The organism is Microbulbifer sp. VAAF005 (assembly GCF_030012985.1).
Classification (GTDB): Bacteria; Pseudomonadota; Gammaproteobacteria; order Pseudomonadales; family Cellvibrionaceae; genus Microbulbifer.
This window is the reverse complement of record NZ_CP120233.1, coordinates 2700487-2727478: the sequence shown is the minus strand read 5'-3', so window position 1 is coordinate 2727478 and position 26992 is coordinate 2700487. Positions and strand designations below refer to the sequence as shown.

Annotated in this window: 29 protein-coding genes and 1 pseudogene; 22 read left to right on the top strand and 8 right to left on the bottom strand. The window is 52.9% G+C overall.

Annotated features, from left to right (window positions below; translation table 11 throughout):
* Nucleotides 1-9: 9 nt before the first annotated feature.
* Complete coding sequence (locus P0078_RS12125) at nucleotides 10-837, bottom strand: alpha/beta fold hydrolase (RefSeq protein ID WP_282930241.1); 828 nt, start codon at nucleotides 835-837, stop codon at nucleotides 10-12.
* A gap of 353 nt (nucleotides 838-1190) precedes the next feature.
* Between P0078_RS12125 and rpsF the strand changes: the two genes are divergently transcribed.
* The 9 genes from rpsF (at nucleotide 1191) to P0078_RS12080 (ending at nucleotide 8445) form a co-directional block, all read left to right on the top strand.
* Nucleotides 1191-1634 (top strand): 30S ribosomal protein S6, encoded by a 444-nt coding sequence (rpsF, locus tag P0078_RS12120; RefSeq protein ID WP_282930240.1) that lies wholly within the window; start codon nucleotides 1191-1193, stop codon nucleotides 1632-1634.
* Between the two features lie 12 nt (nucleotides 1635-1646).
* A complete protein-coding gene (gene rpsR / locus P0078_RS12115) occupies nucleotides 1647-1877 on the top strand; it encodes a 30S ribosomal protein S18 (protein ID WP_108731487.1) in 231 nt (76 codons plus the stop codon).
* 43 nt (nucleotides 1878-1920) lie between these two features.
* Nucleotides 1921-2763, top strand: coding sequence for a hypothetical protein (locus P0078_RS12110; protein ID WP_282930239.1), 843 nt, complete (start codon nucleotides 1921-1923; stop codon nucleotides 2761-2763).
* A 36-nt stretch (nucleotides 2764-2799) separates the two neighbouring features.
* Nucleotides 2800-3246, top strand: a complete 447-nt coding sequence (gene rplI, locus P0078_RS12105; RefSeq protein ID WP_282930238.1) for a 50S ribosomal protein L9 — start codon at nucleotides 2800-2802, stop codon at nucleotides 3244-3246.
* Nucleotides 3247-3355: 109 nt separating this feature from the next.
* On the top strand, nucleotides 3356-4798 hold the full coding sequence (gene dnaB / locus P0078_RS12100) for a replicative DNA helicase (RefSeq protein ID WP_282930237.1): 1443 nt from the start codon (nucleotides 3356-3358) through the stop codon (nucleotides 4796-4798).
* A gap of 455 nt (nucleotides 4799-5253) precedes the next feature.
* Nucleotides 5254-5379 (top strand): hypothetical protein, encoded by a 126-nt coding sequence (locus P0078_RS12095; protein ID WP_282930236.1) that lies wholly within the window; start codon nucleotides 5254-5256, stop codon nucleotides 5377-5379.
* The gene (locus P0078_RS12090; protein WP_282930235.1) at nucleotides 5376-5978 is read left to right on the top strand and encodes a hypothetical protein; all 603 of its coding nucleotides are present in this window, start codon (nucleotides 5376-5378) and stop codon (nucleotides 5976-5978) included. The genes P0078_RS12095 and P0078_RS12090 overlap by 4 nt, the downstream gene beginning before the upstream one ends.
* A gap of 640 nt (nucleotides 5979-6618) precedes the next feature.
* Nucleotides 6619-6807 (top strand): carbon storage regulator CsrA, encoded by a 189-nt coding sequence (csrA, locus tag P0078_RS12085; RefSeq protein ID WP_282930234.1) that lies wholly within the window; start codon nucleotides 6619-6621, stop codon nucleotides 6805-6807.
* Nucleotides 6808-7359: 552 nt separating this feature from the next.
* Nucleotides 7360-8445, top strand: a complete 1086-nt coding sequence (locus P0078_RS12080) for a winged helix-turn-helix domain-containing protein (protein ID WP_282930233.1) — start codon at nucleotides 7360-7362, stop codon at nucleotides 8443-8445.
* Here P0078_RS12080 and P0078_RS12075 read toward each other — a convergent pair.
* Nucleotides 8435-8935: a DUF6515 family protein gene (locus tag P0078_RS12075; RefSeq protein WP_282930232.1), complete on the bottom strand. Its 501-nt coding sequence runs from the start codon at nucleotides 8933-8935 to the stop codon at nucleotides 8435-8437. The genes P0078_RS12080 and P0078_RS12075 overlap by 11 nt on opposite strands.
* A gap of 44 nt (nucleotides 8936-8979) precedes the next feature.
* Here P0078_RS12075 and P0078_RS12070 point away from each other — a divergent pair, with 44 nt between their 5' ends.
* The gene (locus tag P0078_RS12070; protein ID WP_282930231.1) at nucleotides 8980-9156 is read left to right on the top strand and encodes a hypothetical protein; all 177 of its coding nucleotides are present in this window, start codon (nucleotides 8980-8982) and stop codon (nucleotides 9154-9156) included.
* 78 nt (nucleotides 9157-9234) lie between these two features.
* Here the strand turns inward: P0078_RS12070 and speB are convergent, their stop codons facing one another.
* From speB to P0078_RS12045, 5 genes are all read right to left on the bottom strand, one after another.
* Nucleotides 9235-10107 carry an agmatinase gene (gene speB, locus P0078_RS12065; protein ID WP_282930230.1) on the bottom strand — a complete coding sequence of 291 codons (873 nt, stop codon included), beginning with the start codon at nucleotides 10105-10107 and terminating at the stop codon, nucleotides 9235-9237.
* 63 nt (nucleotides 10108-10170) lie between these two features.
* Nucleotides 10171-11364, bottom strand: coding sequence for a carboxynorspermidine decarboxylase (gene nspC, locus P0078_RS12060; protein ID WP_282930229.1), 1194 nt, complete (start codon nucleotides 11362-11364; stop codon nucleotides 10171-10173).
* A 70-nt stretch (nucleotides 11365-11434) separates the two neighbouring features.
* Complete coding sequence (locus P0078_RS12055; protein ID WP_282930228.1) at nucleotides 11435-12628, bottom strand: saccharopine dehydrogenase family protein; 1194 nt, start codon at nucleotides 12626-12628, stop codon at nucleotides 11435-11437.
* Between the two features lie 71 nt (nucleotides 12629-12699).
* The gene (speA, locus tag P0078_RS12050; RefSeq protein ID WP_282930227.1) at nucleotides 12700-14622 is read right to left on the bottom strand and encodes a biosynthetic arginine decarboxylase; all 1923 of its coding nucleotides are present in this window, start codon (nucleotides 14620-14622) and stop codon (nucleotides 12700-12702) included.
* Between the two features lie 234 nt (nucleotides 14623-14856).
* The gene (locus P0078_RS12045; protein ID WP_282930226.1) at nucleotides 14857-15525 is read right to left on the bottom strand and encodes a DUF6515 family protein; all 669 of its coding nucleotides are present in this window, start codon (nucleotides 15523-15525) and stop codon (nucleotides 14857-14859) included.
* Between the two features lie 293 nt (nucleotides 15526-15818).
* On the opposite strand from P0078_RS12045, the gene panC reads away from it, so the two are divergent.
* Together panC and panD are read left to right on the top strand one after the other, a co-directional pair.
* Nucleotides 15819-16667 (top strand): pantoate--beta-alanine ligase, encoded by an 849-nt coding sequence (gene panC, locus P0078_RS12040; protein WP_282930225.1) that lies wholly within the window; start codon nucleotides 15819-15821, stop codon nucleotides 16665-16667.
* Between the two features lie 13 nt (nucleotides 16668-16680).
* Entirely contained in the window at nucleotides 16681-17067 is a 387-nt protein-coding gene (gene panD / locus P0078_RS12035; RefSeq protein WP_108731498.1) for an aspartate 1-decarboxylase, read from the top strand.
* A gap of 44 nt (nucleotides 17068-17111) precedes the next feature.
* Here panD and P0078_RS12030 read toward each other — a convergent pair whose 3' ends face one another.
* On the bottom strand, nucleotides 17112-18029 hold the full coding sequence (locus tag P0078_RS12030) for a polysaccharide deacetylase family protein (RefSeq protein ID WP_282930224.1): 918 nt from the start codon (nucleotides 18027-18029) through the stop codon (nucleotides 17112-17114).
* A gap of 169 nt (nucleotides 18030-18198) precedes the next feature.
* On the opposite strand from P0078_RS12030, the gene P0078_RS12025 reads away from it, so the two are divergent.
* From P0078_RS12025 to cysE, 10 genes and pseudogenes are all read left to right on the top strand, one after another.
* Nucleotides 18199-18693 (top strand): 2-thiouracil desulfurase family protein, encoded by a 495-nt coding sequence (locus P0078_RS12025; RefSeq protein ID WP_282930223.1) that lies wholly within the window; start codon nucleotides 18199-18201, stop codon nucleotides 18691-18693.
* Between the two features lie 40 nt (nucleotides 18694-18733).
* Entirely contained in the window at nucleotides 18734-19099 is a 366-nt protein-coding gene (locus P0078_RS12020) for a cupin domain-containing protein (protein ID WP_282930222.1), read from the top strand.
* Between the two features lie 216 nt (nucleotides 19100-19315).
* Nucleotides 19316-21253, top strand: coding sequence for an acetate--CoA ligase (gene acs / locus P0078_RS12015; protein WP_282934599.1), 1938 nt, complete (start codon nucleotides 19316-19318; stop codon nucleotides 21251-21253).
* Between the two features lie 197 nt (nucleotides 21254-21450).
* Nucleotides 21451-21867: a hypothetical protein gene (locus tag P0078_RS12010; RefSeq protein ID WP_282930221.1), complete on the top strand. Its 417-nt coding sequence runs from the start codon at nucleotides 21451-21453 to the stop codon at nucleotides 21865-21867.
* Between the two features lie 154 nt (nucleotides 21868-22021).
* On the top strand, nucleotides 22022-22399 hold the full coding sequence (locus P0078_RS12005; RefSeq protein ID WP_282930220.1) for a VOC family protein: 378 nt from the start codon (nucleotides 22022-22024) through the stop codon (nucleotides 22397-22399).
* 25 nt (nucleotides 22400-22424) lie between these two features.
* The gene (locus P0078_RS12000) at nucleotides 22425-22811 is read left to right on the top strand and encodes a DUF6632 domain-containing protein (protein WP_282930219.1); all 387 of its coding nucleotides are present in this window, start codon (nucleotides 22425-22427) and stop codon (nucleotides 22809-22811) included.
* 165 nt (nucleotides 22812-22976) lie between these two features.
* A complete protein-coding gene (locus P0078_RS11995; RefSeq protein ID WP_282930218.1) occupies nucleotides 22977-24476 on the top strand; it encodes a catalase in 1500 nt (499 codons plus the stop codon).
* Nucleotides 24477-24532: 56 nt separating this feature from the next.
* Complete coding sequence (locus P0078_RS11990; RefSeq protein ID WP_282930217.1) at nucleotides 24533-25003, top strand: ankyrin repeat domain-containing protein; 471 nt, start codon at nucleotides 24533-24535, stop codon at nucleotides 25001-25003.
* Nucleotides 25004-25162: 159 nt separating this feature from the next.
* Nucleotides 25163-26148 (top strand): annotated as a pseudogene (locus tag P0078_RS11985) (serine/threonine protein kinase).
* A 1-nt stretch (nucleotide 26149) separates the two neighbouring features.
* The gene (gene cysE, locus P0078_RS11980) at nucleotides 26150-26977 is read left to right on the top strand and encodes a serine O-acetyltransferase (protein WP_413664156.1); all 828 of its coding nucleotides are present in this window, start codon (nucleotides 26150-26152) and stop codon (nucleotides 26975-26977) included.
* Nucleotides 26978-26992: the final 15 nt, after the last annotated feature.

The window sequence follows — 26992 nt, the reverse complement described above, 5'->3', positions numbered from 1 at the left end:
AAAGGAAAATCAGTTGAGAGCGGGATCTTTATGTAGCCACTGCTGTACCGCCTCAACTACGGGGGCGGGATTCTTGATCCAGCTGAGGTGAGGATTGCCTTTGGGGTAGGTAGGTTGCATCTCCCGGGTTTCACCGCCGACGATTGCCGCTAATTTGCGGGCGGCCTGGATAGGGGCGAAGGGGTCGCCGTCCAGCGCAATATGCAGGGTGGGCTGGCTTGTCTTTTCCATTTGCCCAAAGCGATCCTCCGGTGCAAAGCGGCCGCTAAATATGGATCGTGCCCAGTCTTTCATCAGTCTGCGGGCTTCGCGCCAGCCGAATCCCATGCGCGCACCGGGGAAATAACCCAGCAGGCTTGAGGTCACACTGGCAATTGAGGCGAAGAGCAGGATGGCGTACTTGTGCAGGCCACTCCAGCTGCGGTGGTCCACATGGCCGGAGGCGATACTGACAACCTTGGCGTTACCGGTGAGGCCGGCGCGGGCCGCCAGCGTACTGGTTTGGCCGCCGATACTGTGGCCGAGAATCAGTGTTGGCCCCTGGGGGAATTGCTGTTCCAGCAGTTGGATTAACTGTGGGATAAATGAAAACACCAGATCGTTGTAACCGTAGTCTGCATTTCGGTGGGGGCGCGGCAGGCTCTCCCCGGTGCCGGGCAGTTCGCTGATAGCGGTGCTGTAACCGAGCTTTTGCAATTCTTCCAAGAGCAGGCGGTAGCGGTTGGCCGGTACGCCCATCGCGGGAAGTACCAATACCAGGGGGCCTTCGCCGTTGTGTACTGTGGTTACTGGTACCTGGAAGGCGCCAAATTCTAATTGGTGGGTTTGTTGGGGCATGGTACTTCTCCCGTTAGCAGTCCGGCATCATAGGCGAAGCCAGCTTGCCAAACCCATGACCAGACCGCGCAGTGCTGTGTCCCAATCCGCCAAATCAGGGAAATCAAAAAGGTGGCAGGGTGGTCATCTTGATCAACTTGCAACCGGGTGGGCGAAGGCACAGGGCCTGATGCAACTGGTTAACTTGCAACCGGGTTAGCGAAGGCATTGGGCTGAAGTAATTGATCAACTTGCAACCAATCCCACAACTGCCTAGAATACGCCGCCCGCAATGGGCCCGGTTTATCCGTGCCCGTTGTACTCCTTGCCTCATCGGACTGTCCGAGAGGCTGATTAACCCGTAAGGAGCTAAAATGCGTCATTACGAAATTGTATTCCTGGTTCACCCGGACCAGAGCGAGCAGGTACCTGGCATGGTGGAGCGCTACACTGCGTCCATCAAGGAGAGCGGTGGACAGGTTCACCGTCTGGAAGACTGGGGCCGTCGCCGTCTGGCTTACCCGATCAACAAGATCCACAAGGCTCACTACATTCTGATGAACGTAGAATGTTCTGAAGAAGCCCTTGAGGAACTGACTACCAACTTCCGTTACAACGATGCGGTTATCCGTAATCTGGTAATTCGTGAAGACGAGGCGATCACTGAAGAGAGCCCGATCATGAAAGCGGAAAAAGAAAGCCGTGAGCGCAAAGCTGCCCGTGCAGAGCGCACCGAGCGTCGCGAGCGCGCCGGAGAAGAGAAAGCTTCTTCCGACGCTGCAGAAGCTTCTTCCGATAACGCTGAAAGCGAAGAGTAAGGGGATTATCAGATGGCACGTTTTTTCCGTCGTCGCAAGTTCTGCCGTTTCACCGCTGAAGGTGTTAAGCGTATCGACTACAAAGATCTCGATACCCTGAAAGCCTACATCTCCGAGACTGGCAAAATTGTTCCTAGCCGTATCACCGGTACCAAAGCCAAGTATCAGCGTCAGCTGGCCTCTGCGGTCAAGCGCGCTCGCTACCTGGCCCTGCTGCCGTACACGGACAGCCACGAAGCCTAAGCCGCAGTTTGCTTAGACTCATTAATAGAGAAGCTATCTAGATATGCGCGCCGTAGCTGAATTTATTATGCGCGGACGCGTCAGGGCGGTAATCCTCACCATGTTGGGGATTCCGCTGATAAGCCCGGCAATTCTCGCTCTGGTGAGTTTGCGTCGAGGCGGCAGTGACGGCCTGATGGTTTTGGCCTGGGCTCTGTTGCCGATTGTCGTTATGGGTATGAGTGGTCATGTACCACCACTGGTGACTGGTATATCCGCAGGCCATTTTGTTGCAGTTTTTTGCGGCGCCATGGCATTGCGCAGCAGTCGCTCCTGGGCCACTGGCCTGGTGGCTGTAACGGCGGTATCGGCAGCAGGCATATTGCTGACCTCTCTCTTCAGTGGAGGACTGATGCAAGGGTTCTTGCAGGCAGTCGAGAATGCAGCGGAACAGCCCAATACTGTTCCAATGGATGAACTGAAGCAGATATTTTCGGGTGAATTGCAAATTACCGGTTACCTGAGCCTGATTTCGGCGATAAGTGCCACATTGGCTCTGGTACTGGGGCGTTACTGGCAGGCCCTGCTGTACAACCCCGGCGGTTTCCGCCAGGAGTTCCACCAGCTGCGCCTGCCCCTGTGGCTGTCAGCGACAAGCATGTTGTTGTGGGTAGTCAGCTTGGTAACCCCAGGCTACGCATTTTGGGGAGCGGTGATTGCGTTCCCGATGGTGGTAGCTGGTATTGCCCTGGTCCACTGGTTGGTTGCCAGTCGCGGTTGGGGGGTAGGTCCCCTGGTAGCGATGTACATCATGCTGGTGATTGGAGGGCTGCCCCTGGCGGGCTTCCTCTGCGGCCTGGCCCTGGTAGATAGCTGGATAGATATTCGCGGACGCTCTTCCAAATAAGCGCGCCCGCACAATACAGAAATTGAGGAAACCGAGATGGAAGTTATTCTGCTCGATAAAGTAGGCAAACTGGGCAACGTGGGTGACCGCGTTGATGTTAAAGCCGGTTTTGGCCGCAATTTCCTGCTGCCGACTGGTAAGGCAATTGCTGCTACCGCCGCTAACATTGCTGAGTTCGAAGCTAAGCGCGCTGAACTGGAAGCCGCTGCTGCCGCTAAGCTGGCTGAAGCTGAGAGCCGCGCTACCAAGCTGGCCGACCTGGTTGTTACCATCGCTGCTAACGCTGGCGACGAAGGCAAGCTGTTCGGTTCTATCGGCACTCGCGACATCGCTGAAGCGATCTCTGCTGGTGGCGTTGAAGTAGCTAAAGCTGAAGTTAAGCTGCCGGAAGGCGCGCTGCGCGAAGTGGGCGAGTACGACGTAGACGTACAGCTGCACTCCGACGTAATTGCTGCAGTTAAAGTCGTTATCGAAGCCGAGTAAGGTTTTGTTGACGAACGGTTGGTGCTTCGGGCGCCAGCCGCGCTACAATCGGGCGCTGCACCCTATCGGGTCCAGCGCCTGTTTTGTTTTTACTATCCAGTAAAGTCCCATGATCGACGAATACGCCGCCCCTGAAGAAGAGATCCACAGCGAAGAGAGTTCACCCCTACCGCATTCGGTAGAGGCGGAGCAGTCTGTGCTTGGCGGCCTGATGCTGGACCCGGGCCGTATTGATGCCGTTGCCGAACAGCTGAGTGAAGAGGATTTCTTCAGCGCCAGTCACCGCAAGATCTTTGCGGTTATGGGCGAGCTGAGTAATGGCGAACAGCCCCTGGATATCGTTACCCTCGCCGAAGGCCTCGCCAGCCGCGACCTGCTCGGTGAAGTGGGTGGCCCTGCCTACCTGGCGGAATTGGCCGAAAACACTCCCTCCGCAGCGAATATCGTCGCCTACGCCAAGATCGTGCGTGAGCGCTCCATGCTGCGCCAGCTGATCGCCGCTGCCGGTGAGATCAGCCGCACCAGTTTTAATCCCGGTGGTCTCGCTTCCGCCGACCTGCTGCAGATGGCCGAGCGCCGCGTGGCGGAAATCGCCGAGGGGCGCGCCAAAGAGGGCGGCTTTGTCGGCGTGGATACGCTGCTGAAAAAGACTGTCGAGCGCATCGATGAGCTGTTCAAGACCGAGGGTGATATCACCGGTATCAGTACCGGTCTTACCGAATTGGACCAGCGCACCTCCGGCTGGCAGCCGGGCGAACTGGTTATTCTCGCCGCGCGTCCCTCCATGGGTAAGACCGCGCTCGCATTGAATTTTATCGAGAGCGCCATGCTCTGCCAGGAGAGCCCGACGCTGGTCTTCAGTATGGAGATGCCCTCGGACAGCCTGGTGATGCGGATGTTGTCCTCTATTGGTCGTATCGACCAGGGGCGCATCAGGAACGGCAAGCTGCAGGAAGAGGATTGGCCCAAGCTGTCCAGCGCCGTGCAGAAGATGAAAGGCAAGTCCCTGTATATCGACGATACGCCGGCACTGAGTCCCAGCGAGGTGCGCGCACGTACCAAGCGCACGGTGCGCGATCACATCAACAAATTGATGCGCGAGAACCCCAAGTTAAGCCGCGAAGACGCTGAGGCCAAGAGTATGCCCGCCATGATTATGGTGGACTACTTGCAGCTGATGCAGGTGAAGGGGTCTACCGAGGGGCGTACCCAGGAGATCTCCGAAATCTCCCGCTCTCTCAAGGCGCTGGCGAAAGAATACGAATGCCCGGTGATTGCCCTGTCGCAGCTTAACCGGGGAGTAGAGCAGCGCCCCAACAAACGGCCGATGAACTCGGACCTGCGGGAATCCGGAGCGATCGAGCAGGATGCTGACGTGATCCTGTTTATCTACCGCGATGAATACTATAACGAGGACAGCCCGGATAAAGGGATGGCCGAGTTGATTATCGGCAAGCAGCGTAACGGTGAGATCGGCACCTGCCGCGCAGCGTTTGTAGGCAAATACACTCGCTTCGATAATCTGGCGCCGGAATACTACCAGGGCGAATAAGCCTTTCTGCTAGGTTCGCGGCTGTCGAATATCCGAACCTAGGGGAGCCACCTCTTGTTATGCGAAAAAAAAGATTGGTGCTAAAGCGCTAATTTATCCATAGCTCCTGGACTGAAGGGCTGTTGGGGCTGGCGCAACACCTGGGCTCCCTCCAACGAATTACCCGGGTCCACCACCAGCTCTACCATTGCCTCCCTTTGCCGCGAGTCTCACCCGGCTGAAAGAGAGCAGTGCCGCTAAATTAAGTCTATGGATGCCCAAGATTGTTCTGCGCGTTACTGGATTAGGGGGGATGGGCGTTCAGCGTAGTACTCTGCGTATTCTTTTTCTTCAGGAAATCTATAAATAATCATAGGTAAGAAATAGCCTCTCTTTTTAAGGCCGTTTCCTGGTCAATCCCTGGCCGCCCCATCCACAATCCATTATATGGATATAATTATGAAAGAGGGGTCGTTGTGAATATGGAACTCACATTAGTTGATGGGATGTTTTTAAGAGCTTTAAAGGATTTAAAGCTAAAAGGCAGTGGATATCCAAGGGAGATTTTAGAGCCTGAGAATATAGATTGGAACAGGGTATGAAACAGATTTATAGGTTAACTACCAATCCTGCAATATACAAGGAGATACCTCTTGATATGGAGGATATTGCTGATCAACTAAATGCTGATGATCATATTATGGATTTTGTCTATATGGGGATAAAGGAAAAGAAGCTAGCTGGCTATTGGGGGCCAATAAAAACAGTTTTCCAGTCTCCACCAGCATTTCCTGAGGCAGTTAAGATCCCCAGTATTTGTATCTGGTCGGGACCCAACCTTGTTTTTTCAGAGAGGGCGTATGCTGTCTTTCGCCTGATGCTGGACGACTTTGGTGAATTTCTTCCTTTAAATGTTTCAGGGTACAACTATTACTTATTTAATAACCTGACTGATTTGAGTCCAGATTTATCGCGTAGTTTCCATAGCGAGCCAGACACACAGACTATTAAATCGTTAGTATTTGGTGAAGAGGCTAGGGAAAAGCTATTATTCAGGAGCTATTGGGAAGGATGTTCAGTTTGCTTTTGCAATGAAAAATTCAAAAATCTTTGCGAAGAATTCGATCTGGAAGGCTTGAGCTTTGGTACAGCTCTTCTTTCTGCCAATTCAAAACAGTCTCGCCTTATCAATATAGGTTAAGAGCTCGGGAGCGGTCTGCCATGGGGTATCAATAAATAATTTATATACTATCTTACGGCTGTTTTTAAACGCTCGCTCTTATATTTCTAATTTCCAATTTTATAGTGAGATAAATTTTTATAGTCGCAGATGAAAAATTGGCACAAAAATTATCTTATTGGATTTTATTAAGTTTGTTTTAGTATCAAAGCTGCGTAGAATCGATAGATATTTATCGGTATTTTGGCTGTGATTTAGTGGCTTTCTGAAGGCCGGTGGCCAAAGGGATTCGAGAGAATCAAAATATCTAAGAGTTTTCTCAACAACCCTCCCCTCAAAGGAGAACGGTAGTGTGACGTAAGAGTAAGTAAAAGGCGCTGACCCAAGGTGGGCGAACACCAGGGGCCAGCTGACCAAATTGATAAAGACCCTATCAAGATGGCTATATGCATAGTACGCTAGAAACCCGCTCGTCTTCAATAAAGTGGAGAACATTCAGCGGCTTGGAGCGATTCCCCAAGCTCTGGGAGCGTAGTGCCCGCCTTTTCTTCTTCTTCGCCTACCGTTCCCGCGCACCACCCCGTATTTCCCTAAAACATTATTTTTTGGCCTTCCATTACGGAGGGGCTACCCATGATTTGAGTATCAGTAGGCAATAACTATGTTGATCTTAAAGCGCCGTACAGGTGAAAACTTAAGGATAGGGAGTAATGTGTCAGTCACCGTATTGGAAGTTAAGGGTAATCAGGTGAAGATAGGAATACGTGCTCCAAAATCCTTACCCGTGCACCGTGAAGAAATATATATACGTGTCCGAAAGGAAGTAACACAGAGGAATGGAAGTTGTTGAGAGTCTAGTTGTGGCTATGGACTGCCTGGCACAGCGGTAAGTTTAATCTACAGTTTTCGTGCAGCCCACGGCACAAAAGGTAATGGTTTGACTCATCCGCTGCTGCCACTTTCTTTTCACTTCTGGTTATATTTACTAAAAAGGGAGAAGGAAATAATACACTGCGCTCGGGACCCTATGAGGCATGGATGCCGATTAGGAGCTTACAGGGATGTATTCACAGCGTGTCTCGAGTGAAGTGTATTCTTTCCTTCCTCCCCAGTAGTAATTTCTTCAAATATGTTGAAAGCATGGGCATCTGAATTCGGGATATATATAGGTTTATCGATTTGTTTTAAATCAGGAAATTTCTGCACACCTCCGTGATGTCTCTGCAAGCCCTAAAGTGCAGTTCTTGCAAAGGGCTAGCCATTTGCGGCGAGTTGCGCCTAACATCGGTAGCCTGCAATACCCGCAGGGATATTGCGGAGTTATTCAGGGGCTCTTTAATTTATACCTTGAGAGTTTTAGAGTATTTACTGTTCATCGGTAAAGGGGAACCGCACTTTGCTAATGGAGCAAAAGATCCGCGCACTGGTGCTGCAGCGCCAATTTATCCACAACCCTTGGAGCGGTGGGCTGTCGCAGTTGTTACAACATCTGGGGGCCCTGCAGTTGGATGCCATTCAGCGAATTACCCGGGCCCACCATCACCAGCTCTACAATCGCCTGCCCCGCTACCGCGAGACACACCTGGCTGAAGCGGAGCAACGTCGCGAAATATTCGAGTATTGGTCCCACGCCGCCGCCTATCTGCCAATGGCCCATTACCACTATGCACGGGTGCGTATGGATCGTATCCGCGCGGGTCAGCGCCACTGGTTTGAGAAGAATGCCAAGTTGTGCCGCTATGTTCTCGATCGTGTGCGAGAGGAGGGCGCGCTGAGGGCCAGCGATTTTGTGCGCACCAAGAGTGGATGGTGGGAGTGGTCCGATGAGAAGAAAGCCCTGGAGCAGTTGTTTCATGAAGGTGAGCTGATGGTCAGCCACCGGGAGGGCTTTCAAAAAGTCTTTGATCTCCCGGAGCGGATACTGCCGGCAAATATCCCGACCAATGCCGCCTCGGAAATTGAGTACGGCAGCCATCTGGTGCGCACTTTTCTGGGGTGCCAGGGGATTGGCCGAGCGGAGGAAATTGCTTACTTGCGCCGGGAAGACAAACCCCTTATCCAGCTGGCAATTAAGCGTATGCTGGCAACCGGCGAACTCACGCAGTGGGGAAAAGAGCTGATGCTCACTGAGCACCTGGACTGGGAGCCGGTACGACCATCTCGCAAAGTGCGCCTGTTATCCCCATTTGATCCGCTGATATTGCAGCGCAAACGCCTGCGCCGGTTGTTTGATTTTGAATATCAATTGGAGTGCTATGTGCCGGCGGCCAAGCGCCGCTATGGCTATTTTTGCCTACCGATTTTATATGGCGACCAATTCGTGGGGCAGGTGGACTTGAAGGCTGATCGGGATGCGGGTGTATTGAGGGTAGAGGCCCTGCACTGGAATAAGAAACCCGGTGTCTCGCTAGAGGCGAGCTACCACCGGGCTCTGGGGCAGTTTGCCCGTTTTCACGGGCTGCAAAGCGAAGCCGCGCTTACAGCTTGACGACTACGTAGACCTCCTGGCCATCGCGCTGGGTCGGCATAAAGTAATTGCCGCCATAGCGGTAGTACTGGATGCCATTGATAATTTCAGCGGCGTAGCCTTTGGGTAAGGTTTCCACCACTTGTCCGGGCTGGAAGCCCTGGGGGCCAGGGTCCGGGGTTGCAGGCACAGTAGCGGGAGCTGCTGCCGTTGCAACGGGGACTGCTACAGCCGGCGCTGGCGCAGGAACAACGGCCACGGGTGCTGGAGCTACAGCCACTGCGGGTGGTGCTACCACAACATAAGTGCGCGTAGCCGGGTGCCATTGATAATAGGCATCGGCGTACTGGTAATAAGTAATTCCGCCTACTTGGACTCTCACAGCACTAGTTGGCAGGGTGACTACCGAGGCGCCCAGGGGGGCAGCGACAACCACATAACCACGAGGGCCGTGGCGGTAGAAATGTCCGCCATGGTAGTAAAAGGGGCGTCCGCCGACTGCGACACGCACATGGCCCACAGGTAGAACGGGTGCAATGAATCCGATCGAAATACGTGGTCCGCGATAACCTCCACCACGGTGGTGGTGGCGATGATCTCCCCGCGCTCATAACCGCGCGCATCGGCGGGTGGGCTAAAGGCAAAAGCGGCCAGTGCCAGGAACGCACTGGCGCCAATTACGACATTCAGTTTATTCACAGTCTCTCCAGCGAAGTGATTACTCACATTTGACATACTAACTCTTAAACTGACATTAAAGACAGGTTAATTGGTTAAGAATTGTCAAAGTGCCGGAGCCTGGAGCTGCAGTCAGCGGTTGCGCTGGATGATTCCCATCAATTTGTACATCAGTTGTGCGGCGGCAAAGTCATAGGCGTGAAAGCCCTCGATCGGCGCAAATTCCAGCAGATCGAAGCCAATTATCTCTCTTTGTCGCGCAACAGATTCGAATAAGTTGAGGGTCTGGTACCAGCCGAGACCGCCGGGTACCGGGGTGCCGGTAGAAGGGAAGACCGATGGGTCCATACCGTCCACATCCAGGGTAAAGAAGACTTTCTTGGGGAAATTCTCCGGTAACTGGAATTCCTGCACGTTGTTGGGCACCAGTTGGTGGGCATCCAGGTAGCCTACGTTGTGGTCCTTGCGGGCCTGTACTTCCTCTTCGCAATAGGCGCGGATTCCCAGCTGGAACAGGGGAACACCGGCTTCTACCACTAGACGCATCACGCTGGCGTGGCTGTGTTTGTGACCTTCATAGCGATCGCGCAGGTCGGCGTGGGCATCGATTTGCACTACGCCAAAGTCTGTTTCACCGGCGTCCAGTAGCCCCTTGATAATGCCCCAGGTCACGGAGTGTTCGCCGCCGATACCCACCGGCATCTTGCCCAGTGCCAATACCTCTTTGGTGGCTGCGGCGATATTGTCCATCACCTGTTCTGCGGGGCCGAAAACCGAGACCGGTGAGCGAGTGTAAATGCCCAGATCGCAGGGATTGGAGAAATTGTCGAAAGTCTCCAGCTGCCAGGAGGCTTCCAGAATGGAAGTTGGGCCCTTGCCGGTGCCGCCGCCGTAGGAGACGGTCTCTTCATAGGGGATGGGGATAATGTGAAAGAGGGCGTCTTCCGGCTTCGGCTGCTCGATCTCGGAGCCGAGAAAAATGGGGTATTCGTTTTCTGACAACATCTACTGGTCCTCTGGCGGAGGCAAGAACTCATTGCCTGCCGCATCTATCTCTATCGGCACTATTTAAGAGAGGCGTTCCTTGAAATCCTCGTAGCCGAAAGCTTTGATCATCTTCAAATCGTCGGTATCCGAGTTCCACAGGGCAATTGCGGGTAGGGGGATACCGTTGAAGGTATTGGTTTTTACCATGGTGTAATAGGCCATTTCCTCGAATACCAGGCGTTCGCCAATCCGCAATGGTTGACTGAAACTGTATTCGCCGATGCTATCGCCGGCGAGGCAACTTTGCCCACCCAGGCGATAGGTATGGGGAAGGTCACCGGGGCGAGCGGCGCCGGTAATTTCCGGTCGGTAGGGCATTTCCAGCACATCGGGCATATGGCAGGTGGCGGAGGCGTCCAGGATGGCCTGGTTTTCGCCATTCCAGGTGATGTCCACTACCTCGGCCACAAGGATACCGGCGAAAAGGGAAATTGCCTCGCCGGGTTCCAGGTAAACCTGCACATCGTATTTTTCGGCAAAATTGCGCACCGCTTCGACCAGTTCGTCCACCTGGTAGTCGCGGCGGGTAATGTGGTGGCCACCACCAAAATTGATCCACTCCATCTGCGGAATCAGGTCGCCAAACTTTTCCTCTACCGCAGCGATAGTGCGCTCCAGGGGTTTGAAATCCTGCTCACATAAAGTGTGGAAATGCAGGCCGCTAATGCCCTCAAGGGACTCGTTTTCAAACAGCGAGCGCACGATTCCCAGGCGTGAGCAGGGGGCACAGGGATCGTAGAGATCGGTGTGGCCCTCGGAGTGCTCCGGGTTAATCCGCAAGCCGAAACTTAGCTCTGGCCGCTGCTTCTGCATATCCAGGCACAGTTCCCGATAGCGCTTCCACTGGGAAAAAGAGTTAAAAACCACATGGTGGGCGAATTGCAGTATTTCGCGCAGTTCCTCGTCCTTGTAACCGGCACTAAATACATGGACTTCCTTGCCTTTGTCGCGACCGCCGTATTCTTCGTAACCCAGCTTGGCTTCGTGCAGGCCACTGGCACAGGTGCCGGAAAGGTATTCAGCCACGATGGGTCCGGTGCTGAACATGGAAAAGGCTTTGAGCGCTGCCAGTACCTTGGCGCCGCTGCGCTCTTGTACGTCGGCGAGCAGTGCCAAATTGTCGCGTAGGGCGATCTCATCCACGACGAAGCAGGGTGAGGGTACGCGGTAGGGATCAAAGTGTCCGAAGTAGTCAACGCGGGGAGTGAGGTCCATGGGGGCGTTATATCCTGGTGCGTTGGGGCGGGCGCTGGGGCCCACCCCGGAGGTCTGAGAAAAGTACGGCTTACTGGAAAGGTTTATCCAGCCAGGTTTCCTGCCAGGGCAGGCCGTACTTGTTCAGGTCGTCCATAAAGGGATCTGGGTCCATCTGTTCCATATTCCACACGCCGGGTTTCATCCACTTGCCTTCCAGCATCATCTTGGCACCGATCATTGCCGGGACACCGGTGGTGTAAGAGATCGCCTGGGACTGAACTTCTTTGTAGCAGTCCTGGTGGTCGCAGGTGTTGTAGACGTAGTAGATTTTCTCTTCGCCGTCTTTGGTGCCACGGATAATGTTGCCGATGCAGGTCTTGCCTTTGGTCAGTGGGCCGAGGCTGGCGGGGTCTGGCAGCAGCTCTTTAAGGAACTGGATAGGTACAATTTGCTGGCCTTGGAATTCCACTGGCTCAATGCCGGTCATACCGACGTTTTGCAGGACTTCCAGGTGCTTCAGGTAACTCTCGCCAAAGGTCATCCAGAAACGCGCGCGCTCAATTTCCGGGAAGTGCTTGGACAGGGATTCCAGCTCTTCGTGGTACAGCAGGTAGATATCCTTATCGCCAATGCCTTCGGGGAAGTTGAATACGCGTTTTTCTTCCATCGGCTTGGTGGTAACCCACTGGCCATTTTCCCAGTAGCGACCGTTGGCGGTGATCTCGCGGATATTAATTTCCGGGTTGAAGTTGGTGGCGAACGGCAGGCCGTGGTCGCCGGCATTGCAGTCGAGGATATCCAGGGTGTGGATACGATCGAAGTGGTGCTTCTTGGCGTAGGCAGTAAATACACTGGTGACGCCGGGATCGAAACCGCTGCCCAGCAGAGCCATCAGGCCGGCTTTCTCGAACTTTTCCTGGTAGGCCCACTGCCATTTGTATTCGAACTTGGCCTCTTCCGGCGGCTCGTAGTTGGCGGTGTCCAGGTAGTGCACGCCGGTTTCCAAACAGGCATCCATAATGTGCAGGTCCTGGTAGGGCAGGGCCACGTTGATGACCAAGTCCGGCTTCACTTTCTCGATCAGCTTTACCAATTCAGGCACATTGTCCGCATCTACTTCAGCGGTGTCGATTTTGCGCGGCAGCATAGCGGCAATCTTGTCGCACTTGCTTTTGGTGCGGCTTGCCAGGGTGATATTTTCAAATACTTCAGCAACCTGTGCGCACTTGTGTGCAACCACCTGGCCGACACCGCCGGCGCCGATGATCAGTACGTTGGCCATAAAGATCTCCTTAATCTGCGGCTTTTACTGCCGCTATCTTTTCAAAGGCGCTGGCGCCTTATTATTCAAACTTACTTTTCGAAATAGGTGTATCCGCTCATGCTGGCGGTATAAGTCTGCAGAATCTGCTTGCGCTGGGCAGCGGTAATCAGCCCCTGTTTAACGGCGCGTTCCGCCAGGCGGCGGAAGCGCTCGAACAGCGCTTTGGGTTGATATTCTACGTAACTCAGTACATCGGAAATACTGTCGCCGTGAATCTCATGGCTGAAGTCGATGCTGCCGTCTTCCTGAATGCGCACGCTCACCACGTTGGTGTCCCCAAACAGGTTGTGCAGGTCGCCCAGGGTTTCCTGGTAGGCGCCGATCAGGAAGGTGCCGAGGATATAGTCTTCGCCATCTTTTAGTTCGTGCAACGGCAGGGTTTTCTGCTCTTTTTCCCGGCCAATAAAGCGGTCGATCTTTCCGTCACAGTCACAGGTGATATCGGCGATGATGGCGGAGCGGGTCGGTGCTTCGTCGAGGCGGTGGATCGGCAACAATGGAAATACCTGGTCGATAGCCCAGATATCCGGCACCGACTGGAATACGCTCACATTGGCGTAGTAGATATCCGACAGTACCTCCGGCAGCGCTTGCAGATCTGCAGGAATCTCCTCGGCTTCATCCAGTAGTTTGCGAATATCCTGGGCGCCCTGCAGGAACAAGTTTTCCGCATTGGCGCGCTCGCGCAGGCTCACCTGGCCGTGCAGGTATAGGGAGCGCACCTCGTCGCGATAGTAGAGGGCGTCGTTGTAGCTCTCCTGCAGGTTTTTGGGGGTGATACTGCGCACTGCGTCCTGCAGGTTGAGCAGCATCTGGTGGTCGCCCTCGCTGATCCTGGTGTGTTCGAGTTCCACCGGTTCGAAACGGGTGGTGTCGAGAATATCGAACAGCAGCACTGAGGAGTAAGCCACAGTGGCGCGGCCGGATTCGGTGATAATTACCGGGTGCTCGACCCCCTCACTATCGAGGGTGCCCATAATGGCTTCCACTACATCGACACAGTACTCATCCAGGGAGTAATTCTTGGAGTGGGTGTAATTGGTCTTGCTGCCATCGTAATCCACTGCCAGGCCACCGCCCAGGTCCAGGTAGCCCATGGGCGCGCCTTCTTCCACCAGATCGGCGTAGTAGCGACAGGCTTCCAAAACTCCGGTGCGGATATCGCGGATATTGGGTACCTGTGATCCCAGGTGGTAGTGCAGTAGTTTCAGGCAGTCGAGCATATCGTGATTGCGCAGCTGATCGACCATGGCGATCAGGTCGTTACTGCCCAGGCCGAAAATACTGCGGTCGCCGCTGGTTGCATTCCAGTAGCCGCCAACTTTCGAGGCGAGCTTTACCCGGGCGCCAATATTCGGGCGCACCTGCTCGCGCTCGGCGCAGCGGATAATGGTTTCTACTTCCGAGGGAGTTTCCACGACGAAGAAAACCTGCACGCCCAGGCGCTGGGCCTGTAGACCGAGGTTAATAAATTCCTCGTCCTTGTAACCGTTGCAGACGATCAGGGATTCGGTGTTATCCAGAATGGACAGCGCGGCAATTAACTCCGCTTTACTGCCTGCTTCCAGTCCGTGATTAAAACGGCGGCCGGCATTGGCAATTTCTTCAATCACCTGGCACTGCTGATTCACCTTAATGGGAAATACACCGCGAAAAACGTTGCCGTAGCCGCAGTCATCGATAGCGCGGGCAAAGGATTCGTTAATCCGGGCAATCTGCGCTTCGAGTAAATTCTCAATACGCAATAGCAGGGGCATTCCCAGGCCGCGCTCGGTGGCGCCTCGGGCAATGTCCATTAGGGAAACGCTGTGTGATACCCCGTTGGGGCCGTCGACTTGCAGTGAAATTTCACCATTTTCGTTCAAATCGAAATATCCGGCGCCCCAATTGCGGATGCCGTAGAGTTCGGCCGAATCTTCGCAAGTCCAGTCTTTTACTTGTTGCTTCTTCATGGCGCCTTTCTGTTGATATTTGGCGGGCGCGAATCTTGGGCCCAGCAGGGCCGGAAAGCAATAACTATAGATAAAAAAACGCTAATTTTTGTGTATAAAAAAGTAAATGGACAAGCAGTATTACAGCGGTGCTTTTGCTCGCAGTGACAGGGTGCCGTAATTGGCAATTAATACAGGGAGGCAGACTGGAAAAAAGGCGGCCCGGAGGCCGCACGCAGGGGATGGTATTGGGTACTAAATCACGCTGGGTCTGGGGACAACCCGGTAGCCGCGATGGCTGTGGTCCCACAGGTAGTAGGTGTCGTAGGCCACGTAGTAATTGTGTCCACCCACAACTACGGTTAGCGCTGAAGCCGGCAGGCTGTGCACGATAGCGCCGTGGGGGGGCTGTGCTACTACGTAGCCAGAAGTAGCTGGGCGGTAAAAAATCCCATCGCTGTAGTAGAAACCCGCAGCACCAATACTGATGCTGACGAAATTTTTTGGCAGGTGACGCCAGCGGTAGCCGTAACCGTAGTGTGAGGGACGGTAGTGAGGGCGGTGTCCACTGTACCCATGGCGGTATCGGGGCCTGTAGGTGGCGCGGTACTCGTGACGATGGCCGCTATTGTGCCCTTTTCGATGTCCTTTATCGTAACCTTTGCTATAGCCTGCTTTATAGGCATTGCGCACTTCGCGGCGGTGCTGACGTTCTTCCCTGCGTTCCTGTTTGCGTTGCTTTTTTTCCTGCTTCTGATGCTGCTTACTGTGGTTGCGCTCTATATGGCGTTGCTCGCGTTCGGCTCTCCCATATTTGTGGTGGTCGTCCATGGCGCGCTGGTGCCCGCGATGCGACTCGGACAGGGCGGGTGCCGCGATCAGCAGCAGACTTAGGGTGGCGATAGCCGTAGTGAGGTGTCTCATAACATCTCTCCCGAGCACTGGGCTCTTTTCTTTCAATTCAGGTCTTTTGTGTATCTTGGCGTGAAGTTTGCCTTGGCGGGTCTGAACACTTCCTGAACTGAATGCGTTAAAATTCGGCGGCAGCCGATAATGCTTCTGATGACCAGTAGTTCAGGTTTTGGCGGTGACTGGCTGGTGGGGCCACAGGCGGGATTCTGCGGCGAAACCTTATAGAGAACGGCAATTTTGCTATGTTGAGACACCTGGTCTCAGCGAGTATGATGCCGCGCTGATTCATAGTGAGCGGTAGCAAGATGCAAGTCTTCCACCACGTAGCAAGTCTGCGCGAGGCGCTGGCCCAGGCCCGCAAAGACGGCAAGACCGTCGGTTTTGTGCCAACCATGGGCAATTTGCACGATGCCCATATAGAGCTGGTCAAAATCGCCCAGCAACACTGCGATCTGGTTGTGGTATCCATCTTCGTCAACCGACTGCAGTTCGGTTTGAACGAGGATTGGGATAAGTATCCGCGCACTATGGAGCGGGATATGGCCAGGCTGCGCGAAGCGGACTGTGACTTCCTGTTTCATCCGGATGAGAGTGAAATTTACCCCAATGGCATGGACCAGCAGACCCGCGTGGTTTGTCCGGCAATGACCGATGTCCTGTGCGGCGCCAGCCGACCGGGTCACTTTGAAGGGGTCACCACCGTAGTGTCGAAGCTTTTCAACATTGTGCAGCCGGATAAGGCTATTTTCGGGATTAAGGATTTCCAGCAGTTAGCAGTGATTCGCCGTATGGTGGAAGACCTGTGTATGCCGGTGGAAATTGTGGCGGCGCCGGTGCACCGTGAGGAAGATGGCTTGGCATTGAGCTCCCGCAATGGTTATATCACTGCGGAAGAGCGACCGAAGGTTGCCGTGCTCAACCAGTCACTTAACTGGGCTAAGGATGAAATTGTGGCTGGACGCCGGGATTTCGCCGACCTCGAGACAGAGGCGCGCAAGAGAATTGAAGAGAGTGGCTTTCGAGTTGACTACTTCTCCATCTGTTACAGCAAGGATTTACAGCCAGCGGCAGATGACGATAAAGAAATCACGATCCTGGGAGCTATGTACACCAGTGCAGCGCGCCTGATCGACAATGTTTCCCTGGAACTCTGAGGGGCATCCAACTATGCAAATTGAAATGTTGAAGTGCAAGTTGCACATGGCCGCAGTGACTCAGGCCGAACTCTGGTATGACGGTTCCTGTGCAATTGATGAGGACCTGGTAGAACTGGCTGGTCTGCGTGAATTCGAGAAAATCGATATTTACAATGTGAGCAATGGCGAGCGCTTCCACACCTATGTGATCCTCGCCGAGCGCGGTTCCGGTATTATCTCCATGAACGGCGCCGCTGCACGCAGAGTACAGGTGGGTGACCGTATTATTATTGCTTCCTATGCGCAGATGACAGAGGGCGAAGCCGATAGCCACAAGCCCAAGCTGGTCTACCTGGATGAGAACAACAAGGTAGAGCGCAGCACTAATACTATTCCGGTTCAGCTAGCCGAAGCCTGACTCTTTTCGCTACAGGGCGTTGTGCCCTGTAGCATCCCCGCTGCTTATTGACCAGACATTAATAACACTTCCTGATTAAACCTCTTTTCCAGGTAGGACTCGTCCAGGGTGTAGTGCCAGAGATTTTTCTTTTGTCCTTTAGCTAAAGCGATTTTGCCGATTCTGCCAGGGTTATATTTAATCGGTTGGGCGAGTTGGTATTTGGCGATGGGGTCCCGATAGGCCTCCTCTAAAGGAATTATCTCCCAGCCTTCCTTCCTCAGTCGTTCAGCCAGATCACCAATAAGCAGGGCTGAAATATCCATTTCATGCAACAGTATCACGTGCTTTGGGGATCGCCCGAGATATTTAATTGCCATATCGTCGTAGTACTTAATGCTCGCCATAAGAACGTCGACATAAAAGTTGGAGAGTCTCTCCATATCAACTGGTTTTCCGTCTTTCACTGCTGTTTGGAAAAGTTCCTCGATATACCAGTCGTAGTTATTTAAGGTGATATAGGCATTTTGATAGTTATTTTTCTGTAGTAGATCCCGGATACCATCGCGTTTTTCGACAGTTTCTCCCTCGCGCAGATAGGGAAAGCGAAAATAGGGTTTAAAGTTGTCAAATTGTTGAAGCAGCTGGTGGGCCTGCAAAAAATCCGCTTGATAAGTGGATAGCCCTGTTTCCAGAAAATTGGGATGGCTATGGGTGTGATTGCCAATAATATGCCCAGCCTTATCGTAGCGGTGCATCCGTTCCAATCCTTCTTTATCGAAGGATTGGGTATTGGAAAAGAAGGCTACTTTGCCGATTTTATGCTGTTCCAGGCTTTCAATGAGCGTTTTGGCCCGAGTGGGCCCGTCAAAGTAACCGTCGGCTTTGCGGGGAGCGTCATCGAATGTGATGGCCAGTTGTTTGGCATTAACCACAGGAATTATTAACAGGTAGCTTATCAAAATAAAGATTGAGCGCTGCATGGTTTATTTCTCTTGTAAGTTAATATAGAGGCCGTTTGCTAAGTTTGGATTTATTTGTCTCGGTTCGCCGGTTTTCTGTCTTAATTTACTTGCTGGGCAATCTATATGGGTAATCTAAGCATCGTTTAAACATTGTTCTCTATTGTGTCCACTTTGGTCGCGGGTGTATATGGCAAAAATATTAGTGAGTTCTTGTCTCCTGGGGTGTGCTGTGCGTTACAACGGTAGTCATGTTGAGGTCCACAACAATCACTTTGATTGGATTATAGAAACTCAAGAGATAGTACCTCTATGTCCAGAGGTTGTAGCCGGACTGCCTGTTCCCAGGGTGCCGGCTGAGATTAGCGGCGGTAGGGGTGTAGAGGTTTTAGCGGGCTCAGCCAAAGTTTTAGGGATAAATAACGAAGACTTAACTGAGCAATTTATACGGGGAGCTAAACGGGCATTACAGCTGTGTCTGCAGCACAATATTAAGTACGCAGTACTTACGGAAAATAGCCCATCATGTGGTAGTGATTATATTTACGATGGTAGTTTTTCTGGTGCGAAAATAGTTGGTTCTGGCGTTGTATCTGCGCTACTGAAGAGGGAGGGTATACAGGTATTTAACCAGAATATTGTGGGCAGGCTTAGAAAACTTTTGGAAGTATCCAGAGATAAATAAGTTTTCCAGATATATAGTCATATTAAAGGTAGGTATAAAAGTGAATTCTAAAGTTATCAATTTTAAAGAAAAATTGAACCTGTTCTCAGAGCACTGGTCCCCTAAAGTGATTGCCGAGATGAACGATTACCAGTTTAAACTGGTTAAGATCCAGGGTGAATTTACCTGGCATGATCATCCCGTTACCGATGAGGTGTTTGTTGTAGTTTCCGGGCATATGCAGATCGAGTTTCGCGATGGTGTTATATCCCTTGGACCTGGTGAGATGACGGTAGTACCTAAGGGTGTGGAGCATAAACCCAGAGCTGAACAGGAATGTGAAGTACTATTGATTGAGCCTAAAGGGGTCGTTAATACGGGCGATGCCGGTGGAGATCTAACTGCGAAAAATGATGTCTGGATCTAAGTGATTGAGCTGTTAATCAACTTTCTTTTGCTGTTTGCTTGTCTGATTAACTTGCACCTTTCAGGGCCTGCGTTGGATTGTCCTCGGCCCATGCCTAATTTTGAGATGAGGGGACTGTTTCGCAGCGGCTATGTTATAAAGTGACAAGAATAAAGCTCTAATAAACTCAGATTTCTCTAGGCTAGCCATGCCACGCTAATAATAAAGGAGAAGATGATGTCTGAAGTGCATACCCGCCCAGTCTCCCCCGGTTTTGCTGCCAATGCGCTTATTAGCGCCGAAGACTACGAGACAATGTACCGCCAGTCGGTGGAAAGCCCGGAGGCGTTTTGGGCACAACAGGCCAAGGACTTTTTGCAGTGGGACAAGCCGTTCACCCAGGTTCTTGAGGAGGATCTGCACAAAGGCCATACCGCCTGGTTCTCCGATGGCCAGTTGAATGTGACCGTGAACTGTATCGATCGGCACCTGGCCAGCCGTGGCGAGCAGACCGCAATTCTGTGGGAGGGAGATAATCCCGCTGACAGTAAGGCGATCAGTTATCAGAGCCTGTACGAAAATGTGTGTCGCTTGGCCAATCTGCTGAAATCCCGGGGAGTTAAAAAGGGGGATCGGGTGTGTATTTATATGCCGATGATCCCCGAGGCGGCCTACGCCATGCTCGCCTGTGCCCGTATCGGCGCTGTGCACTCGGTAGTATTTGGTGGTTTCTCCCCGGTGTCTCTGAAAGACCGTATTCTCGATTCCGATTGTCGCCTGGTGATCACTGCTGATGAAGCCGTTCGCGGCGGTAAGCGAGTACCGCTAAAAGCCAATGTGGATAAAGCACTGGTGGACTGCCCCAATGTGCATACGACAATTGTGGTTAAACACACGGGCACACCGGTAGACTGGAATAGCAAGCGGGATATCTGGTATGGCGAATCCATAGGTGAGATGGAGCCGGACTGCACGCCTGAAGTGATGGGAGCGGAGGACCCGCTGTTTATCCTTTATACCTCGGGCTCTACCGGTAAACCCAAAGGGGTCCTGCATACCACTGCCGGCTATCTGCTGATGGCCACCATGACCTTCAAATATACCTTTGATTATCGCGAGGGAGAGATTTTTTGGTGTACTGCCGATGTGGGCTGGATCACTGGGCACAGCTATATCGTCTATGGACCATTGTGTGCCGGGGCCACCAGTCTGATGTTTGAGGGCGTGCCCACTTTCCCGGATGCCTCACGCTTCTGGCAGGTTGTGGATAAGCATCAGGTCAATATTTTCTACACCGCGCCGACAGCGATTCGGGCGCTGATGGGAGCGGGTGACGAGTTTGTAAAAGCCACCGAGCGCAGCTCCCTGCGACTTTTAGGCACCGTGGGTGAGCCCATAAACCCGGAGGCCTGGGAATGGTATTACAGCGTGGTGGGCGATGAGCGCTGCCCGATTGTGGACACCTGGTGGCAAACTGAAACCGGTGCGCAGATGATCACCCCATTGCCCGGTGCCATGGCATTGAAGCCCGGGTCAGCCACTCGGCCCTTCTTTGGCGTCCAGCCCGCGCTGCTGGATAGTGAAGGCCGGGAGATTGAAGGGGAGGGCGAGGGCTCTCTGGTGATTAAAAAGAGCTGGCCCTCCATGATTCGGGATGTGTACGGCAATCGCCAGCGAATGCTGGATACTTATTTTTCCGCATTCCCCGGTTATTACTTTACCGGCGATGGTGCCCGCCGCGATAGTGACGGTTATTACTGGATCACAGGGCGCATTGATGATGTGTTAAATGTCTCTGGACACCGCCTGGGAACAGCTGAGATTGAGAGCGCCCTGGTACTGCACAATGATACGGCGGAGGCGGCGGTGGTAGGTTATCCCCACGATATCAAAGGGCAGGGAATCTATGCCTTTGTAATGCTTAAATCCGGCCATGAACCCAGTGATGAGCTGAAGGCAGAATTAATTGAACTCTGCCGCAAGGAGATAGGACCAATTGCCAAGCCTGACTTTATCCAATGGGCGCCTGCACTGCCAAAAACCCGTTCCGGCAAAATCATGCGGCGTATCCTGAGGAAGATTGCCTGCAATGAGCTGGACAATCTGGGAGACGTTTCCACTCTTGCCGATCCCACTGTGGTTGACGCATTGATTGATCACCGCGAAAATCGCTGACCATAGGTTTGGCGCGTGAAGGTTTTATTGGCCGGGCATAGCCCGGCCTTTTCATTGGGGCAAGAGGTTAAATTCCTCCCCGATTTTTGCGCCATTTTCAGCTAAATAGACAAGTAAATGCCTGCTGCTTTGCACAGTTAGTAACCCTCTAACTCCGGATATTGTTTTCAGGGTATTTACAGTTAAGGAGATTCCGTTTGGAACAGGGACAGTACCTCTGCGATCACTACCGCTTCGCCGCCGATCAGCGCCTCAAGGTTTTTAATTTTTTTGTTGTGTTAACCATGTTTGTTGAGGGCGGAATTTTCACTGCCATGGAGAAAGACTTCCACCCTCTAATCCTGGCGTTGCTGGGAGGGTCTGTGGTCATACTGGTAACCGTATTTTGGCTGATGGACATTCGCAGCCGCCAGCTTATCAAGCTTGCTGTTCCGGCACTGAAAACCCTGGAAATGGGATTCCCTGAGGAAGCGAGAATTTTTTCCAACGATGCCATTCGCCGAGGTGACTTGGCCCGATACACTTTCGCTTTCAGGGTTTTGTTGGTGGGGCAGCTGTTCTTTGGTCTGGGCGTCGCTTCTTACGGTATTTATCACTGGTATATCGCCCCTTAATCCCAACCTTGCAGTGGCGGGTATGACTGCATGAAGTGAACTACCTGCCACAACCTCCTCTTTGTCTCGCACGTCTAAAAGTCGGCAAGTCGGCGTGACTCCCCTCGCTAGGCTATCTTGCAGAAGTATCCGCTTCCCTCCCAAGGTTTATACGATGCTTGATCATATCCGCCTTTATGTGCACAGCTATGAACGCAGTAAGGACTTCTATCAGCAGGCGCTGATGCCACTGGGATACCAGTTGGTGATGGAGTTTGACGATTGGGCGGGCTTTGGTTGGGCAGATAAAGCGGAACTCTGGATTCGTGGGGGGACCAGCACCACTCCACAATTGCATATCGCCTTTCGCGCTGAAGAGCGGCAAGTGGTCAGGGAATTCTATCGCTTGGCCCTGGAGGCCGGAGGCAAGGACAATGGTGCACCGGCTGTCTACGAACAATATCACCCTGGTTATTACGCCGCCTACGTACTTGATCCCGATGGACATAACCTGGAAGTAGTGTGTCATTTACCGGGGGACTTACAGGAATAAGTCGATCGAGATTTGGGAGTAAATTATGAATGAGACAGCCCGGGCAAAATGCCTGCCAATAGCGCTGGTCGTTGTAGGAGTGCTTTTTATTCTGGCGATTTACCCGATGATGATGTGGATTTGGCCGGAAGGGTGGGGCTGGACCCCACGGCAGCCTGAGTATGAGCAAATGATTATCGGTATTTATGTCACCCTGGGGGTGTTCTTGATACGCGCTGCAAAAAATCCCGCTGCGAATGCCAGTTTAATTTGGTTTACCATATGGTCCAGCCTTGTACATGCCGTCATTATGTTGGTGCAGGCATTGGTGGATAAAACAGAACGGATTAATTTGATGGGAGATATCCCCGCCCTTTTTTTGATTGCCGCTGTGCTTTGGTACCTTATGCCCAAGCAAGAAAAATCTGATTGAACAGTTTCTTTATTTTGACTTGTTGAAAAATTTGAATTGCTCTTTCTGACTCATCATTATTGATCCCTGCTATAAGAGCGATAACAAGGTCTAATTTCCCGCTTATTGTTCTCCCCTATAAGCTCTACTCCTGTAATAGAGATGGCAGTAGAGATAAATAATCCCATGAAATACTTACCCTTATTTGCATTAACTATCGGTCTGATAGGCGGTGCCAATGCAGAGACATTGACTCGCGATAATGGCGCCCCAGTCGGAGACAACCAGAACGCACAAACTGCTGGAGAAAATGGCGGTAATTTGCTGCAAGATGTTCAACTGATTCAGAAATTGCAGCGTTTTGCCCGTGAACGTATTCCCGAGCGTGTAGTTCATGCTCGTGGAACTGGTGTTCACGGTGAATTTGTTGCGACGGCTGACCTCAGTGATTTAACCCGCGCAGCGGTGTTTGAGCGCGGTAGTAAAACGCCAGTGTTTGTGCGTTTTTCAACAGTAATCCACTCAAAAGGTTCCCCGGAAACCCTGCGTGATCCCCGTGGGTTTGCCACCAAGTTTTATACGGAAGAGGGTAACTGGGATTTGGTGGGTAACAACCTGCCGGTATTTTTTATCCGCGACGCGATTAAATTCCCGGATATGGTTCACTCCCTGAAGCCTTCCCCGGTGACTAATCAACAGGACCCCAACCGCTTCTTTGATTTCTTTAGCCATGTGCCGGAATCCACCCATATGCTGAGCTGGGTCTATTCCGATTACGGAACACCGGCTAACTTGCGCCAGATGGATGGCTGGGGTGTTCACGCCTATAAGTTTATCAATGACAAGGGTGAAGTGAACTATGTGAAATTCCACTGGAAAACCCGTCAGGGTATCAAGAACCTGACTGCGGAAGAGGCAGCAGAAATTCAGAGCAAGGACTTCAGCCACGCAACTCGCGATATGTATGCCGCGATTGAAAAAGGCGAGCACCCCCAGTGGGATCTGTTTATTAAAGTTCTGAAGCCCTCCCAGCTTAACAGCTTTAATTACAACCCCCTGGACGCCACCAAAATGTGGTTGGACGTGAAGGAAACCAAAGTCGGCACCATGACACTCAACCGTGTGCCCACTAATTTCTTCCAGGAAACTGAGCAATCCGCGTTTGCGCCGGCCAATATTGTTCCGGGTATTGAGCCTTCGGAAGACCGCTTGTTACAAGGCCGCGTGTTCTCATATTCCGATACGCAAATGTATCGCCTGGGGGCCAATCACCAGCAATTGCCTATCAACCGGCCCCTCGTTGCAGTAAGTAACTGGAACCAGGATGGAGCGGGTAACTACGGCCAGCAGACTTCAGATGTGAACTATCAGCCGAGCCGCATCGATGCGCGCAACGAGGACCCCAAAGGTCTTTATAGCAACAAGGCATTGAATGGCAGCACCCAGCAAAAGGCCATTGAAAAGAAACTGCCATTTGCCCAGGCGGGTGCTTTCTACCGCAGCCTGAGTCCTGAAGAGCGTCAGAACCTGATTGAAAACCTCGCTGGTGATCTGGGTAAAGTGAGTGATGAAAACACTAAGCACATTATGCTGAGCCACTTCTATCAAGCGGACAAGGACTACGGACAGCGCTTAACCAAAGCAGTTGGTGGAGATCTGGATCGCGTGAAAAAACTGGCCCGGTAATTTTTACCCAAGTGCGGGCGACAGAGGTCGCCCGCTAAATTTATACAGGTGAAATTATGAGATCATTTTTATTCGCACTACTCTTTCTCACCCTGGGGGTTCAGGCAGGGGAGCCGGAAAAAACGGAATCTGATTTTATCGAACTCTCCCAGTATTATTTTGCCGCAGCCAGGATTGGTGATACCGAGGTGCTGCGTGAATTTTCGCAAGCGGGTTTCCCCCTGGATGTACGCAGCCCGAAAGGTTATACGGCACTGATGATTGCCACTTACAACGGCAACGGGGAGGCTGTGGACTACCTGTTGCAGAGAGGTGCAGATGCCTGTGCCCAGGATCGCCGTGGCAATACTGCCCTGATGGCAGCGATTTTTCGCGGTGAGTTTGCCCTTGCACGAACCCTGCTAAAGCAGGATTGCGATTCGCAGCAGGTGAATAAGGCCGGCCACTCCGCAGAGGATTTTGCCGAAGTTTTTGGTCGTGACCAAATGGTTCAGCTATTGCAGCAACAGCGGGCAAATGGCGGTTAAGCCAGTTTTTTGTGCGGTTGGCATTGGGTGGTGTCACCGCTCCTGTCCTGCGTGAACTCCCCTTGAGTTGGCCGCTTTAGCTTGCGGCACATTTCTCAGTTTGTCCCCGCCCCCGCGACCGCGTTAGCATAGCCAGCTGCAATCCAGTTGGTACCCACTATGACCTCGAATCATCATCCCTATGAAGCCCTCACGCCGGACGTGGTGATCGACTGTGTCGAGACTACCGGGCTGATTTCCGATGCGCGTATTTTCCCTTTAAACAGTTATGAAAACCGCGTCTATCAGGTGGGTATTGAGGATGCCGAGCCGTTGATTGCCAAGTTCTATCGCCCGGGGCGCTGGAGTGATGAGCAGATAATGGAGGAGCACCAGTTCACCCTGGAGCTGGCAGAGGCCGAAATTCCTGTGGTGGCACCGATACAGTTTGATGGGCGCACCCTGATGGAGTCCGCTGGATTCCGTTTTGCGCTTTTCCCCGACGGGGCGGTCGCCAGTTGGAGCTGGATAACTTTGATCACCTGGAGCAGGTGGGGACCATGTTGGGTCGCATTCATGCGGCTGGCAGCGCCAAACCCTTCAGCTATCGCCCATCCCTCACTTTGCAGCGATTCGCAATCGATAGCCGGGAATTTATCCTGAATGGAGATTTCCTGCCACGTGAGAACCAGGAGGCCTACGCTTCCGTCACGGGCCACATTATCGAACAGATAGCCCCGCTGTTTGAGCGGGACTGGGATATGCTGCGCCTGCACGGTGATTGTCACAGTGGCAACTTCCTGTGGCGGGATGAGACTCCCTGGTTTGTGGACTTGGACGACTGCCTGATGGGGCCGGCGATCCAGGATATCTGGATGTTGATTTCCGGCAATCGCGCAGAGCAAACCGCCTACCTGGATGCAGTGTTGGAAGGCTATGAAACCTTCTATAGTTTTGATCCCCAGCAGTTGCAGCTGGTGGAGCCTCTGCGCTGCCTGCGGCAGATGCATCACGCTGCCTGGTTGGCGCGGCGCTGGCAGGACCCGGCTTTTCCCCAGGCGTTTCCCTGGTTTAATACTGCCCGTTACTGGGCAGAGCATATACTGGCATTGCGCGAGCAGCAGTCGGCGCTGCTGGAGCCCCCCTTGACCCTGGGGGCTGTGTAACATGGAGAAAGCAATAATGGATGCGACATGCACCGAGGCCGAGGCGGATCTGATCTGGGAGAAGATTCGTATAGAGGTGGCGCAGCAGGTAGAGCGGGAGCCGATCCTGGCCAGCTTTCTACACGCGACCATCCTGAACCACAATTCCCTGGAGGCGGCGCTCAGCTTTCACCTGGCCAACAAGCTGGACAATGCGGTGGCACCGGCGCTGTTAATTCGCGAGGTTATCGATGAGGCGCTACAAGCTGACCCTTCCATAGGGCATGCGGCGCGAGCGGATTTGAACGCAATTTACCTGCGGGATTCCGCCTGCCACTCCCTGCACGAGCCCTTCCTGTACTTTAAGGGCTTTCACGCCTTGCAGGTTCACCGTGTGGCCCACTGGCTGTGGCAGCAGCAGCGCCGCTCCCTGGCTATGTTCTTACAGCACCGTGTCTCTGTCGTATTCAGTGTGGATATTCACCCGGCTGCGCGTATGGGTGACGGTATATTGCTGGATCACGCGACCGGTATCGTTATAGGTGAAACGGCTGTAGTGGAAAACAATGTTTCCATCATGCAGTCCGTTACACTGGGCGGCACTGGCAAAGAGAGCGGGGACCGCCACCCGAAAATCCGCCACGGGGTTTTAATCGGTGCGGGCAGCAAGGTGCTGGGCAATATTGAAATTGGCGAGTGCGCCCAAATTGCTTCCGGAAGTGTGGTTCTTAAAACGGTACCGGCAAAGGTGTTAGTGGCCGGAGTGCCGGCAAAAGTTGTCGGGGCAGCCACCTGTGCTGAACCGGCATTATCCATGGATCAGTGTGCCCTGTCGCAAGTACAGAAGTAAGGCTTGTCGCCCCGT